This window comes from Kribbella sp. CA-293567, assembly GCF_027627575.1.
GTDB lineage: Bacteria > Actinomycetota > Actinomycetes > Propionibacteriales > Kribbellaceae > Kribbella.
In genome coordinates, this window is sequence record NZ_CP114065.1 from 2,869,068 (window position 1) to 2,882,200 (window position 13,133).

General features: G+C 66.3%; 15 protein-coding genes. 3 read left to right on the forward strand and 12 right to left on the reverse strand.

The window, feature by feature from the left end; genetic code table 11:
* Nucleotides 1-34: 34 nt before the first annotated feature.
* Complete coding sequence (locus OX958_RS13695) at nucleotides 35-664, reverse strand: DUF7002 family protein (protein WP_270137726.1); 630 nt, start codon at nucleotides 662-664, stop codon at nucleotides 35-37.
* An 86-nt stretch (nucleotides 665-750) separates the two neighbouring features.
* Nucleotides 751-1,905: an epoxide hydrolase family protein gene (locus OX958_RS13700; protein WP_270137728.1), complete on the reverse strand. Its 1,155-nt coding sequence runs from the start codon at nucleotides 1,903-1,905 to the stop codon at nucleotides 751-753.
* A 60-nt stretch (nucleotides 1,906-1,965) separates the two neighbouring features.
* Between OX958_RS13700 and OX958_RS13705 the strand changes: the two genes are divergently transcribed.
* The gene (locus OX958_RS13705) at nucleotides 1,966-2,946 is read left to right on the forward strand and encodes a helix-turn-helix transcriptional regulator (protein ID WP_270137730.1); all 981 of its coding nucleotides are present in this window, start codon (nucleotides 1,966-1,968) and stop codon (nucleotides 2,944-2,946) included.
* A 123-nt stretch (nucleotides 2,947-3,069) separates the two neighbouring features.
* On the opposite strand, the gene OX958_RS13710 is transcribed toward OX958_RS13705, so the two are convergent.
* The 4 genes from OX958_RS13710 to OX958_RS13720 form a co-directional block, all read right to left on the reverse strand.
* A complete protein-coding gene (locus OX958_RS13710; protein ID WP_270137732.1) occupies nucleotides 3,070-4,770 on the reverse strand; it encodes a DUF262 domain-containing protein in 1,701 nt (566 codons plus the stop codon).
* A 101-nt stretch (nucleotides 4,771-4,871) separates the two neighbouring features.
* On the reverse strand, nucleotides 4,872-5,042 hold the full coding sequence (locus OX958_RS35280) for a response regulator transcription factor (protein WP_333486517.1): 171 nt from the start codon (nucleotides 5,040-5,042) through the stop codon (nucleotides 4,872-4,874).
* A complete protein-coding gene (locus tag OX958_RS13715) occupies nucleotides 5,014-5,553 on the reverse strand; it encodes a response regulator (protein ID WP_333486510.1) in 540 nt (179 codons plus the stop codon). The genes OX958_RS35280 and OX958_RS13715 overlap by 29 nt, the downstream gene beginning before the upstream one ends.
* Nucleotides 5,550-7,514 (reverse strand): sensor histidine kinase, encoded by a 1,965-nt coding sequence (locus tag OX958_RS13720; protein ID WP_270137734.1) that lies wholly within the window; start codon nucleotides 7,512-7,514, stop codon nucleotides 5,550-5,552. The genes OX958_RS13715 and OX958_RS13720 overlap by 4 nt, the downstream gene beginning before the upstream one ends.
* 169 nt (nucleotides 7,515-7,683) lie before the next feature.
* On the opposite strand from OX958_RS13720, the gene OX958_RS13725 reads away from it, so the two are divergent.
* Together OX958_RS13725 and OX958_RS13730 are read left to right on the forward strand one after the other, a co-directional pair.
* A complete protein-coding gene (locus OX958_RS13725) occupies nucleotides 7,684-8,037 on the forward strand; it encodes a hypothetical protein (protein ID WP_270137735.1) in 354 nt (117 codons plus the stop codon).
* Nucleotides 8,034-8,720, forward strand: coding sequence for a hypothetical protein (locus tag OX958_RS13730; protein ID WP_270137737.1), 687 nt, complete (start codon nucleotides 8,034-8,036; stop codon nucleotides 8,718-8,720). Before OX958_RS13725 ends, OX958_RS13730 begins: the two co-directional genes overlap by 4 nt.
* Here OX958_RS13730 and OX958_RS13735 read toward each other — a convergent pair.
* The 6 genes from OX958_RS13735 to OX958_RS13760 form a co-directional block, all read right to left on the reverse strand.
* Nucleotides 8,717-9,403: a DUF429 domain-containing protein gene (locus tag OX958_RS13735; protein ID WP_270137739.1), complete on the reverse strand. Its 687-nt coding sequence runs from the start codon at nucleotides 9,401-9,403 to the stop codon at nucleotides 8,717-8,719. The genes OX958_RS13730 and OX958_RS13735 overlap by 4 nt on opposite strands.
* A gap of 2 nt (nucleotides 9,404-9,405) precedes the next feature.
* A complete protein-coding gene (locus OX958_RS13740) occupies nucleotides 9,406-10,461 on the reverse strand; it encodes an alpha/beta hydrolase family protein (RefSeq protein WP_270137741.1) in 1,056 nt (351 codons plus the stop codon).
* Nucleotides 10,462-10,563: 102 nt separating this feature from the next.
* The gene (locus OX958_RS13745; RefSeq protein ID WP_270137743.1) at nucleotides 10,564-11,211 is read right to left on the reverse strand and encodes a hypothetical protein; all 648 of its coding nucleotides are present in this window, start codon (nucleotides 11,209-11,211) and stop codon (nucleotides 10,564-10,566) included.
* Nucleotides 11,208-11,774, reverse strand: coding sequence for a hypothetical protein (locus OX958_RS13750; RefSeq protein ID WP_270137745.1), 567 nt, complete (start codon nucleotides 11,772-11,774; stop codon nucleotides 11,208-11,210). Before OX958_RS13750 ends, OX958_RS13745 begins: the two co-directional genes overlap by 4 nt.
* A gap of 106 nt (nucleotides 11,775-11,880) precedes the next feature.
* Complete coding sequence (locus OX958_RS13755) at nucleotides 11,881-12,417, reverse strand: dihydrofolate reductase family protein (RefSeq protein WP_270137747.1); 537 nt, start codon at nucleotides 12,415-12,417, stop codon at nucleotides 11,881-11,883.
* A gap of 24 nt (nucleotides 12,418-12,441) precedes the next feature.
* Nucleotides 12,442-13,017 carry an NADPH-dependent FMN reductase gene (locus OX958_RS13760; protein WP_270137749.1) on the reverse strand — a complete coding sequence of 192 codons (576 nt, stop codon included), beginning with the start codon at nucleotides 13,015-13,017 and terminating at the stop codon, nucleotides 12,442-12,444.
* Between the last annotated feature and the right edge of the window lie 116 nt (nucleotides 13,018-13,133).

Here is a 13,133-nt window from a genome sequence, read left to right on the forward strand (position 1 = left end):
CTCGCTCTAACGCTCGGCATCACAGGAGTGAGGGTCAGAGGTTGAGCGGAATCACCTGGCCTCCGACGCGGCGTTCGGCTCGTAGTACGTGCGCTTGGATGTTGGGGACGGAGTTGAGAACGGCCAACTCGGCTACTTGGTTGTTAGTGGAGTAGGTGAAATCGTCCAGGGTTCTGAAAGTTGTTGAGCCGCGGTGGTGGTTGATGTGGCGGACGGCGCCGGAGTTGAGGCGGCTCAGGCGGATGTCGCGTAGGTGAGCGGTCACCAAGGATCTTGTGTCGAGGGTCAGGACCAGAGCCGGTACGCCTTGGTAGGCGCTGTGGAGGCGTTCGAGGCGGTCGGTGGTGGGAGAGAAGAACACCATTGAGTTGAGGAGTTGGAGCCAGGCTTCTGGGGGCATGTCCGTCAGAGCGCGGCGGAGCATGGCGGGATGCATCGGGCGTTGGTCGCGGATGGTGGCTCGGCCGAAAGTCTTGTGGTGGAGGACGGTGCTTTCGGGGCGGTGGCGGGCGGTTAGTTCCCGGTACTGCGTCAGCGGGACCTCCCAGCGCTGGGCGAGGGCAGCGGTGCTGAGTAGGCCGTGAGTTTTGATGCTTTCCCAGGCATCGGAGGAAGCCAGGTGATAGAGGCGGGGGTAGCGGGATACCAAGTCGTCGATGTTCATGGGCACCTCTCGGGGTAGGTGCAGACCGTACGCCGTAACGCCGACAGCCCGCCGTGGGCGCGGCGGGCCGTTGTGCGTTGGGGGTGTCAGTTGGTGCGGAGGCTTGAGAAGAAGGCGCGGAGATCGGTGACGACGTCTTGGGGGCGTTCGAGGGAGGCGTAGTGGCCGCCGGTGGGGTAGTTGGTCCAGTGGACGATGTTGGGGTTGTCGCGTTCGGCCAGCGGGCGGATGGTTTTGAAGTCGTCGGCGAAGACGGCGACGCCGGTGGGGGCGGTGTTGAGGGCTGGTTCGGTGCCGGCGTTGGCTTCTTCGTAGTGGTAGCGGCCGGCTGTGGCGGAGGTGTTTGTGAACCAGTAGAGCGAGACTTCGGTGAGGATCTGGTCGGGGGTGAGGAGGCTGGTGCCGTTGCCGAAGTTGTTGAACAGTTCGTTCCAGGCGAGTTGACCGACGGGGGAGTCGGAGATGGCGACGGCGACGGTTTGGGGTCGGGTGGAGTTGATGGCGTTGTAGCCGCCGACGGACTGGAACCAGGCGAGGTGTTCGAGGGCGGCGTAGTCGTCGGGGGTGAATTTCTCGAACTCGGCCGGGTCGCCGGAGGGGAAGGAGAAGAGTTGGAGGACGTGGAGGCCGAGGAAGCCGGGAGGGTTGAGGAGGCCGAGTTCGCGGGAGATCATGGCGCCGGCGTCGGAGCCGTGGGTGCCGTAGGTGTTGTAGCCGAGGCGGCGCATGAGGGTGTCGAAGGTGCGGGCGACGCGGGCCATGGTCCAGCCGCGGTCGGTCAGTGGGGTGCTGAAGCCGAAGCCGGGGATGGAGGGGATGACGAGTGAGTAGGCCTCGGAGGCCTGGCCGCCGTGGGCGACGGGGTCGGTGAGGGGGCCGATCATGTCGAGGAAGTCGATGAAGGATCCGGGGTAGGTGTGGATCAGCAGCAGCGGGGTGGCGTCGGGTTCGGCGGACGGGACGTGGAGGAAGTGGACGGTCTGGCCGTCGATGTCGGTGAGGTAGTGCGGGAACTGGTTCATCCGCGCTTCCTGCTCGCGCCAGTCGAAGGTGTGTTGCCAGTGGTCGACCATGTCGGTGAGGTAGTGGTTCGGGGTGCCGAGGTCCCAGTTGTCGCCGGGGGCGGGTTCGGGGAGGCGGGTGCGGGCGAGGCGCTCGTTCAGGTCGTCCAGGTCGGTCTGGGCGATCTCGACGCGGAAGGGGCGGATGTCTGCGGAGGAGGTGCTGTCGTTGGTGTTCATGGCTTCACCGTAGAAGCCATATAGGAACGTTGGATTCCTGATTACAGTACGGTTTACCGCATGCGTGAAACTTCGTCGCGGTTGCTGTCCCTGTTGGCGCTGATGCAGTCGCGGCCGGCTTGGCCGGGGTCCGAGTTGGCCGAGCGGTTGGGCGTCAGTACGCGGACGATTCGCAATGACATCGATCGGTTGCGAGAGCTTGGATATCCGGTGGATGCGACGCGGGGCGCGGCCGGCTACTACCAGTTGGGCGTGGGTGCGAAGCTGCCGCCGTTGCTGCTGGATGACGAGGAAGCGGTTGCTGTCGCGGTTGGGCTGCGGACCGGTGCCGGTGTCAGCGGCATGGAGGAGAGCAGCGGGCGGGCGCTGGCAAAACTCGAGCAGGTGTTGCCGCATCGGCTGCGGCGGCAGGTCAATGCGATCCACACGACGATGTCAAAGGGACCGGACAACACCGGGTCGAACGTGCCGGACCCGGAGGTTGATTCTGCCGTGGTGGCGACGATCGCGGCGGCTATTCGGGACGAGCACTACCTGCGGTTCGAGTACGTCGTACCGGGGCAGGAGTCGGAGAGCGCTCCCTCGTTGCCGGTGTTGGTCGAGCCGTACCGGCTGATGAGTTGGCAGCGGTACTGGTACTTGGCTGCGCGCGACGAAACGGGCGAGTGGCGGACGTACCGGGTCGACTGGATGGAACTGCGGATGGCGACCGGGCGGAAGTACCAGCCGCGGCCGATGCCGGGGGACGACTACACGGACTTCGTGATGCGGGACGTCGCCAGTACGGGATGGAAGGTGCATGCGCGAGTCACTGTGTTTGCTTCGGCAGAAGAGGTGCTGGCGCGGATCCACGCAGCGGTGGGGATCGTCGAGTCGGTCGACGACAAGACGTGCGTGCTGGTGACCGGGGCGGAGAGCCTGGAGGTGGTCGCCGTGTATATCGGGATGCTGGGTCTCGACTTCCAGGTCACGGCACCGCAGGCTCTGGTGGAGCACCTCAAGGTGATTGGAGAGCGGTATCTCCGGGCTGTTAAGGCATAGAGATGTTCGGTAGTGACAGGATCGCCCGTGATCGAAGGGGCTCTGGCTCGTTGGTGACCAAACGATGTGCTGTCGTCCAATCACCAACACGACCCACTTCCGACGCGGTCGACAGCTAGATCGTCATCGAGATGCACGTTCCGGCGTTCGCTTCAACGCCCACTCCTTGGACAAGACATCGAGTAGAGCGGCCTGTCGCTCCTTCAGTAGTTCAGGAGTCCACCGCGCCTGCGCAAGTACCTGTGACGTCAGGGCAAACGTTGTGACCCCGCCCTGACCGTGGAAGTACTTCACCTTCTTCTGTGCAAAGTCGTAGTTCTGAGCGTAGGAGTTCTTGGTCCGGCTGAGCAGCAGAAGGTTGGCTAGCTTGTGCGTCCACTGGGAACGCTCGGCGTCGGTGAAGTCCCGGCGCCATTCGCTGGTAACCGCGGGCGATTGTGGCAACACGTGTTCCACAGTGATGACCGGATGGTCGTAGGTGACCCCTGCGCCGCCCGCCAGAGCCTCGTCAAGACGCAGCAGCACGTACTTACGAGTCTTCGTCACCAGGTATAGGTCGCCGGCCAGCCGTGCGTGGGTCTCTTCGACCTCTCCGTCGGTCAGGTCGAAAGCTTCAGCCGACAGCCCGTCACCGTTATCGAGTTGTCGTAGCAGTTCGATGTAGCGCGCAAGTCGTGGAGTCACGTAGACCCGTCGTACGAACATGCTGGCCGCCAAACGTTCAAGCCTGCGAAGAAACTGATCCAGCCACACGGGATCGTCGCCATGCGTGCGAACGGCCCACAGGGCAGGAGCCTGCCAGTCGCTCGTGTCCAGTTGGGCAAGCCGCTTGAACCAACTGTTCACGACTTCGTCGCCGTGTTCGGACTTGTACGTGATGTTGGTGATCGCCGCGTACGCGTTCGCGTATGGAACCACGATGTCGTCGATGAACTCCTTCGCGCGCTCGGGCAAATACTCGCTGAGGACCTGATCAGGGAACTCCCGGAGAAGGTTCTGTTCCGACCGCCTCTTCGTTTGGATGAGGCGGATATGAAGGAACAGATCGGCGAAGTCCTCCCGGCCGAGTTTCTGCTCGGCCTCGTTCCACTTCTCGGTGTACTCGTCAGCTGCTCCGTCCGGGATGTCGCCGATCACCCTGGACTTGAAGATGTCCGCAGGTGTGAGGTCGAGACCGCGGGAGTTCATCACGCTGAAAATCCTGTGGGCGCTTTCAAGGTCTGGAGTGTTCACGACCACCAGGAAAGTTCGATCGCTGATCAGAGCGCCAAGGTCGTCGCGTCGGTCTGAAGACCAACTCTGCAGTTCCTTGTGCAGGTCCAAGGCGTTGTCCCGGATGTTCTTCTGCGCGTCGGTTTCAATCTGGTTGTTGTTGAGCTTTATCAGCTCGTCGACGCCCTTGTGCTGCTGAACATAGGACTGGAAGAAGTCCCGCTCGCGATCGCGCAGAGTCAGACGTGGTTTCGCAGCGAGCCGCCGAAGCCTGAGGCCCGGCTCGACGATCTTGTCCTGTAACTCGCCGGCGATACCGGGGTCTGAGGAGAGGTCACGTAGCACCGCAAGAATGATAGTCAGCGTCGTGAGCCGCTGTTGGCCGTCGATCACGGATGCCGCCGGCATGGCGGGATCCTTGACAAGGACTATCGAGCCAAGGAAATAGGGCTCGTCCCGGTCTTGGTCGAGTGCATGCGCGAGGTCGTCGAGGAGTTGCATCGCCTCATCGGTGCCCCAGGCGTACGGCCTCTGGTAGTTCGGGATACTGAAGTCAAAATCACTGGAGAAGACCTTGTGCAGCGGGACTTCAGACGCCTCTAGTTGCTTCATTCGCTTGCCCGTTCGTCATCGCCATGGATTGAATCAGGTTGCGGATTCTGGCATAGGAGGCTGGGCGCATCTAGGGTTCAAACGAATGAACTTGGGTCCAGCTAGGGATTCCCCAAGCCTGCCTTGCGGGCTTGGATTATTGCGGCGGGGCGGTCGGTGACGGCGAGCTTGGTGAAGATGGTGGAGACGTTGTTGGCGACTGTCTTCGGGGCCAGGTTGAGGTGGGTGCCGATGGCGGGGTTGCTAAGGCCGGTGGCGAGGAGGTTGAGGATTTCTCTTTCCCGGGGAGTGAGGTCGGGGAAGGGGGGTCGCGGGGGTGGGTGGGGTGGCGAAGAAGGAGAGGACTCGGCGGGCTACGCCGGGGCCGAAGATGGCTTCGCCGGCGGCTACGGCGTGGATGGCTCGGGCGATCTCGTCTTGTTCGGCGCCCTTGACGAGGTAGCCGCGGGCGCCGGCGCGCATGGCGGCGAAGACCGAGTCGTCGTCTTCGAACATCGTGAGGACGAGTACTGCGACGTCGGGGGCGGTGCGGGCCAGTTCGCGGGTAGCGGCGAAGCCGTCCAGGTCGGGCATTTGCAGGTCCAGTACTGCGACGTGCGGGTGGGTGGTGACTACCTCGCGGATGGCTTCGCGGCCGGTGGAGGCTACGCCCACTACCTCGATGCCGGGCAGAGACGAGAGCAGCGCGGTCAGGCCGGCGCGGACGACGGGGTGGTCGTCTGCCAGGACGACCCGGACGGCTGGACGATCGCCGTCGGCAGGGGGCGGCGGGGCGTCGGTCATGCGGTCTCCATGGGGAAGGTGGCGTGGACTCGGCCGCCGGCGGGGGACGGCCCGGCGGTGAACTCTCCGCCTAGTTCGGAGGCTCGCTCCTGCATGGCTTGGAGTCCGACGCCGGGGGTCCAGGCGCCGTTGGGCGGGCCGTCGTCGGTGACCTCGACCTCCAGGTGGGAGTCGCAGCGCAGCGTCAGTACGGCGGTCCTGGCGCTTGAGTGCCGGACCACGTTGGTGAGCGCTTCGGTCGCGATCCGGTACGCCGCTACCTCCAGTGCCGCAGGGAGGGCGGGCAATCCGTCGGCCGAAACCTGTACCGAGACCGAAGCCCCGTCGGCTCGCCAGGACAAGGCGTCCGCGCGTTGCCGCAGAGCACCGACCAGGCCGAGTTCGTCAAGAGCGGGCGGGCGAAGGTCGTCGACCAGGCGGCGTACGTCGGCGATCGCCGCCCGCGTGTCTGTCCGCAACGTGCCCAAGAGTTCCGAGGCTCTCGCCGGGTCTTGGGAGATGAGGTTCGCGGCCGCATCGGCTGCAAAGGCAACGCCCGTCAGCGTTGGACCCAGACCGTCGTGCAGGTCTCGCCGCAGCCGCCGTCGCTCCTCCTCGCGTGCCGCCACGAGTCGCTCGCGAGAGGTCTGCAGTTCCAACGACAGTCGCGTGGCATGCACAGCGACGGCCAGCGGTACGGCGACCAGCGCGAGCACGTTGCGATCGGTCCCAGAGAGCGCGGACTCGCCTGGACGCAGGCCGACCAGCAGCGAGCCGACCGTCGTACCGCCGTACGACAACTCAACCGGTACGACGGTCCCCGCGACTCCCGCAGAGGCGAGTAGCGTGCCGTCAGCGGCCACAGCAACATATGGCAGTCGCAGCGCGGAGCGGACAGCCTCCACAACACCCGGCATGCCACCGGCCACTCCGGACGAGAGTTCCTCACCCACGCGAGATGCGACGCGAGCCGGGTCGCGCCGGTCGCCGTACATGGCTCGGTCGACGAGACGCTGGAGTCGAGGCAGTACCGGCGCGACCAGGAGTGCGACCAGTACCGTCACGGTCGCCGAGCGGCCGAGGCGGGAGGAGATGAAGGAGTCGGTGATCGCGACCAGAGCCACATAGGCGCCGACGGCAAGGATCGAGAGCAGCGCCCAGGTGAGCGCGCGGGAGACGACGAGCCGGATGTCGAAGAGCTGGTGCCGCACGATCGCGATCGCCACCGAGGCCGGGATCAGCGGAATCGCCAGCAGGACGAAGATCGGCGTACCGGTGACGAGTGCCCACGGGGTCATGAAGACGATCACGATGATGCTTGCCAGCAGCAACCAGAGGAGCTGGCGGCGACCGGTTTCGGTGGCGCGGCGGTAGCGGATGACCAGACATGCGATCGCCAGCAGGATGGCGAGCAGGCCGCGGATTTCGGTTGCTGTCCACAACGGTTGCAGGGCGTCGTAGGACGCGAGTTGGAGGTAGCCGGCCGGGCCGCCGTCGAACAGTGGGTCCGGACCGCTGCCCATCTCGAGGGCGAAGAATGGTGAGGTCACGATGATGCCGGCAGCAACCAGGCGCCAGCGGCGTGAGAGCAGTCGACCGTCGGGGAAGAGCAGGAGGGCCAGCGGCAGGAACAAGGCGATCGACCAGGGCCAGGACCACTGGATGATCGTGGCGACCAGACGCTGTACTTCGAGCGGCGCGGTGTTGTCGTGAAGCACCTGACTCAGTGGCGCGCCGACCGCGGTGGTGGCGTAACCGATGCCGTCGGCGATGAAGAGCCAGCCGATCGGATTGGCAGGCCGGTGCCAGGCGATCACCGCGCCACACGTGGCGAACGTGAGCCCCATCAGCCCGTTGGTGACCAGGAAACTGTCGAGCGCCGCCGCGAAGGACCAGTTGGCCACCAGGGCGAGGATCAGTCCGGCCAGGACTTCGAGCAGCACGAAACAACCGAGTCCGGCGGCCAGCACTTTCCCCCTCATGAGGATCAGTGTGCGCTGTCCGGTGTCCCGCTGTCTCGGGATCGCGTTCCTGGGTTCACCGGGCGATTTCCCGGCGATCCGTGGTCGAGAGCCCAGGCGCTGGGATCGCTGAACCGTTGAGGGTTGGGGAGTTGGCCCGAACGGGCCGCAGTACAGGGGAGGTTGCGAGATGAATCGTAGGTTTCGGGCGGGGCTGGTCATCCTCGGGCTGTTGTCGCTGGGAGATCTGGCGGCGCCGCTGCTGACCGACGGCGAGCACCCGCCGATGTCGATCGCGCTGATCGCGTCTGCGCTCGGGTTGGTCAGCCTGATCCTGGTCGGGCTCGCTTGGCGAGGTGAGCGGCGTGCGGTGGTTCCGTTGATCGTGCTGCGAGTGGTGGCGGCGCTGAGCGCAGTACCGGCGTTCTTCGCAGGTGGCGTGCCTGCAGCAGCTGTGGGGGTCGCCGCGCTGTTCCTGGTACTGACAGGCCTCGGTACTGCGATGCTGCTGCTTCCCGCGCGTCAGTTGGCAGGCGTGCGATGACCACCACGGCCGCTCGTACTGCGCCCGTGACGGACACCCGCGCGCTAAGCCGCTGGGTTGCCGCGATCGTGTTGCCGATCGGGCCGGCCGCTGTCGCAGTACTGCGCTACGTCCTGCCGTACGACACGGTGGACGACACAGCCACGATCGCTGCCAAGGCGATCGCCGAGCCGGGTCGCGCCTCGGCAGTGTTGTGGCTCGGGCTCGTCGCGATCCTGACACTCGTGCCGGGCGCGTACGCCGCGGGCAAGCTGACCCGCCGACGGGCACCCAAGCTCACCCTGGTCGCGCTGGCCCTGCTGATCCCGGGCTACCTGTCGCTCAGCTGGCTCGCCGGTGGGGATCAGCTTCTCTGGTCGGGAGCAGAGGCCGGCCTGGACGCGAGCGCACTCACCCGGATTGCCGAGGCGGCGCATCCGGCGAGTGGGATCGCTGAGGTGTTGTTCGTCCTGGGACACGTCATCGGCACCATCCTGCTCGGCGTCGCGATCTGGCGAGCTCAGGTGACGGCTCGGTGGGCGGCGGTCGCGGTGATCGTGTCGCAGCCCATCCATATCGTTGCCGCCGTCATCGTTCCGAACCACACCCTCGATCTGGTCGGGTGGGGCTTGCAGGCTGCCGGATTCGCCGCGGTGGGGTGGGCGATTCTCCAACTGCGCAACGACGAATGGGAGCTGCCCTAGACCCAGATCGCGGCAGGCCAGCTGTCGGCGAAGGTTTGGGGTGGGCTCGGCAGGGAGATGGCGAGGCCTTGGGCGACGCGGAGGGCCGACCAGGCGGCGGCGCCGGCGTCGAGTACGTCGTCGACGCCGACGGCCTGGTTGGCCAGGCCGAGTTCGCCGCTCAGCGGGATACCGGCCTCGGCGAGCAGGGCGCGCCGCCGTTCGGCTCCGGCCCAGGTGGACTTGCGGACTGTCAGGGGAGCGCCGGCCAGTTGGGCGAAGCTGACCTCCGGGTGGACCTCGACCACCAGCGAGTCGGAACGCCGGGCCCAGTTGTCGATCTCGAAGAGTTTGCCGCGGAGTCCGTAGGCCTGGATCGAGATGCCCTGGCCGGTGAGTTCGCGGTTGACGACCACCGCGTCCGCGTGGCTGGGGGCCAGCAGCGCGGCTCGTACGGGGGTGGTGAAAACCGACGAGGAGAGCCGGCCGATCGCCGAGCGGGCGAGCAGGTCGGCTTGGCGGGGAGCGGTGTCGGGCAGGCCGATCGGCATGTCGACCCCGATGACGTCGAGCGATTCCGGCGAACCTGCTTGTGCGACCAGCTGATCGATGCTGCCGGCCACGAACGCGCTGACTTCACCGTCATTGAGCAGTACGCCGACCCAGCCCGCCTTGCAGGCGTCGACACCGAGCACTCGGGTCACCGTCAGACGCCCTGTTTCTTGAGGAAGGCAACGGTTCTGGCCATCGAGGTCGGCCAGGCGGCGGCGAAGGCGTGTTCCTCACCTGGATAGGTGTAGAGGGTGGCGTCCTTGCCGGCCTTCTTCAAGGCGGCATAGGTCTGCTGCGCCCAGACGGGCGGGCAGGTGGAGTCGGCGAGGCCTTGCTGGATCAGCAGCGGCTCGGTGATCCGGTCGAAGAAGTTGACCGCGGACATGTTGCGCCAGAAGGCCGGGTTCTTGGCGGGCTCGCCGTGCGCGCGGATGACGGCGGCCGCGGTCCTGGTGTCCGGTCGCGTCCAGCGGTTGAAGTTCTCGACGGCGTTGGAGCTGACGGAGGCGTAGACCACGGCTGCCTTGACGAGGCCGGGTTGGGCGACGAGCGCGTTGTAGGTGATGCCGCCGCCCATCGACCGCCCGAACAACCCGACTCGCTGCGGGTCGACGTACGGGGACGCCTTCAGTGCCAGTACCGCGTTGATGACGTCGTCGGTGTAGCCGATGCGCAGGTTGACGTCGTTCTGCGGATCCTTGGACGACTGCGCGTGATTGCGATAGTCGGTGTGCAGTACGACGTACCCGCGGCGGGCGAGGTAGTCCTGCTCGCGCATCAGGCCCCGGCCGTTGGTGTAGACGGCGGGGTCGATGAACCCGTGGTTGAGGACCAGTGCGGGGTGGCGGCCCGGGGTGGTCGGGACGTTGAGGATGCCCGAGATCCGCAGCTTGCCGCTGGCGTAGGTGACGAAGTACCGGGTATAGGCGTCGGTGCGGGTGATGACGCGGCCCAGGCGGAGGTCGCGGCCGTCGTACTTCTTCGCGATCTGCGCTTGGAGGGAGACCGGGTTCGCAGGCGCCGCTGGGGTGGCGCTCGGTGGGCTGCTGGCAGGCGGCGGCGACGTAGTGGACGCCGACGGTGTGTTGCTGGGCGTGCTACTCGTTGTGGGAGGCGGGGCGCTCGGGGCGGGGTCGGCCGTCGGCGTGGAGGAGCAGCCGACGGCCGCGGTGAGGACCAGAGCGACGAATCCCAGCCACGGCAGCTTCATGCCCCCATAGTGCCGGGCCGTCGCAAGAACCGGCACTTGCCGCCTTGCTCCGGCGACATCAGGGTCGCTGGGCAAGGCGGCTGGCGCTGGTACTTGCGACGGTCAGATGGTGAGCAGACGCTGAAAGAAGGCGCGGTACTTCTGCAGGGCGGAGCGGAGGTCCTCGGTGGAGGGTTCGCCGTCCGACCATTGGCCTTCGAGGTCGCGGTGCTGCTGGTCGAAGGTGGCGGAGAGCCGCTCCAGGACGTCGCTGACCAGCTTGTCGGCGTCGGTGACCGCAGTACGCGGGTCGTCGACGAAACCTTGCTGGACCACGTCCCAACGGGCCTTGAAGTCGACGGCCTCCGCGCTGGGTACCAGCGGCTCGTCGGCGCTCGTGGACGACGTTGCTGCGCCTGTGGGTGCGGCTGAGGCGCCTGCGGATACAGCGTTCGTCGAGCCGGGGTCTGCGGTTGCGGCGTTCGCCGGGGCGGTGTCGGCGGTGTCGGCTGACACGTGATCGTTGCCGGCCGGCTCGACATCGGCCGGGTAGGTGACGGGATCCGTGACGGTGTCGAGCGGTGCCTGGTCGTCCCCGACCTGGTCGACGGTGTACGCCGGACGTTCGCCGTCCGCAGCGTGGTCGGCCGCAGTACTTCGGTCCAGCGAGTCACCGTTCGACGGACGGTCGAGGGCGTCGCCGCCCGCAGTACGGTCGAGCGGGTCCGCGTGCTGGCTGCGGTCGTTGTCGGTGGGGTAGGGGGTGGTCATGACTGCTCCCTGGTTTCGGTGTGGCCGTTCAGGTCGGCGGGGTTCTCGAGGAGGACGACGACCAGCCGGCGGTAGGCGGTGACCGCCTGGCGGAGGTCCTCGGTGTCGACCGGGCCCTGGGTCTGGGCGACTGCGACGCTGTGCGCCTTGCGGTAGTTCTGCGCGACCTCGGGGTGGTCCACCGAGATGTCATCGGCGCGCTGGTCGAAGTCGTCGACCGGATAGCCGGCCTCGCGCATCATCCGCAGGACCAGCCGATCCGCCTGGGCGACGGCGTCACCGGGTGCGTCCACGAAGCTCTGCTGCAGCCCGCTCCACTCCGCCCGGTAGCGTTCGGCCGACTCACCGCTCAGTGGATGTACGTCGAGCTTGGCGCGGCGCTGTTCGCGCTCGCGAAGGTCACGCAGTGCTTCCTTGCGGTCACCTGACTGTTCGAGCGTGCGGTCGTACTCCGGTCCGAACCGCTCCTGGAGCTGGGCGGTCCGGCGCCGCTGGTACGCGTACAGGGCCGCCGCGGCGGCGAGTACGACCAGGACGATGATGATGGTGATGACGGTTCCCATCGGTTCTCAAGTCCCTTCTGAGTAAGTCACTTTGGTACCCACTCCGAAACGACGAAACGCCCGGAACCCTCGACGAGGGCTCCGGGCGTTGCCGGTACTGCGCGGCTCAGGCCTTCGGCGCCAGCTTGTGGACGACGATGCCGGACTTGAACGTGGTGGTGCCGAGCAGTTCGAGGTGGTTGATGCCGAGCTGCGACTCGGCGAACAGTTGGTCACCGTCGGCCAGCACCGGGAAGACCCAGAAGTGGTACTCGTCCACGAGCTTGTGCTCGAGCAACGTCGCGGAGAACGACCCGGTACCGAACTTCAGCAGGTCGCCGCCGTCCTCCTCCTTGAGCCGCCGGACGGCGTCGGCCGCGTCGCCCTCGAGCAGCTTGGCGTTCCAGGTGGTGTCGGTCAGCGTGCGGGAGGCGACGTACTTCGGCATCTGGTTGAAGGTGTCGGCCATTTCGCCGTCCCGGCCGGACCAGGCCTCGGCGAAGCCTTCGTAGGTGGCCCGGCCGAGCAGCAGGGCCTCGGTGGTCTCCATCAGCTTGCCGGAGTAGCCGAAGTGCTCTTCGTCCCAGTACGGTCCGCTCCAGTCCTGCGGGTTGGAGATGCTGCCGTTGAGGGTGACGAAGGTGGACTCGATCAGCTTGCGCATGGTTCTTGCCTCTCTGGTGTGTTGTCAGGATCGGTAGGGCTGCTTGGTGCGGGCGTCGCGGAGTGCTTGCGCCCACCAGACGAGCTGGTCGAGCGTGGTCTTGGCCGAGGCGTCGTAGCCGGAGCCGGGGCGGGGCCAGCTGCCGTCGGCGGCGAACTGTTCCCAGTAGCAAGGCAGGCTGACGGTGTTGCGGATCGCGACCGCCTGGAGCTCCGTGAAGACCTGCCGAAGCTGCGCGGCGGCGTACAGGCCGCCTGTCTCGCGGCCGTAGGCGATGATCGCGACCGGCTTGGCGTGCCACTCCTCGTAGTACCAGTCGAGTGCGGTCTTCAGTGGGGCCGGGAAGCTGCTGTTGTACTCCGGAGTGACTACTGCGAAGGCATCTGCCGCAGCGAGTCGTGGAGCCAGTACTGCGACCTCGGTCGGCGTGGGCTCGTCTGTGTCGGACAGTGTCTGAGGCAGGTCCGCTGCGGCCAGATCGACTACGTCTACGTCAAGGTCGGCGCGCTTGGCGGCCTGCCTGGCGAACCAGTCGGCCACTGTCGGCCCGAAGCGTCCCCGGCGGGTGCTGCCGATGATCACTGCGAGTCGTAGCTGCATCTGTCGCTCACCTCCCTTGCTACCTCGTTGTTGCTTCCTTGCTGTTGAGGACGACTCTGCCTGAGCGGGTTTACGGTTTCTTTCCGGTCTTCGGCTCAGCAGCCGGAAACCGTCGG

Bases quoted from the DNA above. Each gene is read 5' to 3' on its own strand.
- OX958_RS13695 (WP_270137726.1), bottom strand. From the start codon at position 664: ATGAACATCGACGACTTGGTATCCCGCTACCCCCGCCTCTATCACCTG.
- OX958_RS13700 (WP_270137728.1), bottom strand. From the start codon at position 1,905: ATGAACACCAACGACAGCACCTCCTCCGCAGACATCCGCCCCTTCCGC.
- OX958_RS13705 (WP_270137730.1), top strand. From the start codon at position 1,966: ATGCGTGAAACTTCGTCGCGGTTGCTGTCCCTGTTGGCGCTGATGCAG.
- OX958_RS13710 (WP_270137732.1), bottom strand. From the start codon at position 4,770: ATGAAGCAACTAGAGGCGTCTGAAGTCCCGCTGCACAAGGTCTTCTCC.
- OX958_RS13715 (WP_333486510.1), bottom strand. From the start codon at position 5,553: ATGACCGACGCCCCGCCGCCCCCTGCCGACGGCGATCGTCCAGCCGTC.
- OX958_RS13720 (WP_270137734.1), bottom strand. From the start codon at position 7,514: ATGAGGGGGAAAGTGCTGGCCGCCGGACTCGGTTGTTTCGTGCTGCTC.
- OX958_RS13725 (WP_270137735.1), top strand. From the start codon at position 7,684: ATGAATCGTAGGTTTCGGGCGGGGCTGGTCATCCTCGGGCTGTTGTCG.
- OX958_RS13730 (WP_270137737.1), top strand. From the start codon at position 8,034: ATGACCACCACGGCCGCTCGTACTGCGCCCGTGACGGACACCCGCGCG.
- OX958_RS13740 (WP_270137741.1), bottom strand. From the start codon at position 10,461: ATGAAGCTGCCGTGGCTGGGATTCGTCGCTCTGGTCCTCACCGCGGCC.
- OX958_RS13745 (WP_270137743.1), bottom strand. From the start codon at position 11,211: ATGACCACCCCCTACCCCACCGACAACGACCGCAGCCAGCACGCGGAC.
- OX958_RS13750 (WP_270137745.1), bottom strand. From the start codon at position 11,774: ATGGGAACCGTCATCACCATCATCATCGTCCTGGTCGTACTCGCCGCC.
- OX958_RS13755 (WP_270137747.1), bottom strand. From the start codon at position 12,417: ATGCGCAAGCTGATCGAGTCCACCTTCGTCACCCTCAACGGCAGCATC.
- OX958_RS13760 (WP_270137749.1), bottom strand. From the start codon at position 13,017: ATGCAGCTACGACTCGCAGTGATCATCGGCAGCACCCGCCGGGGACGC.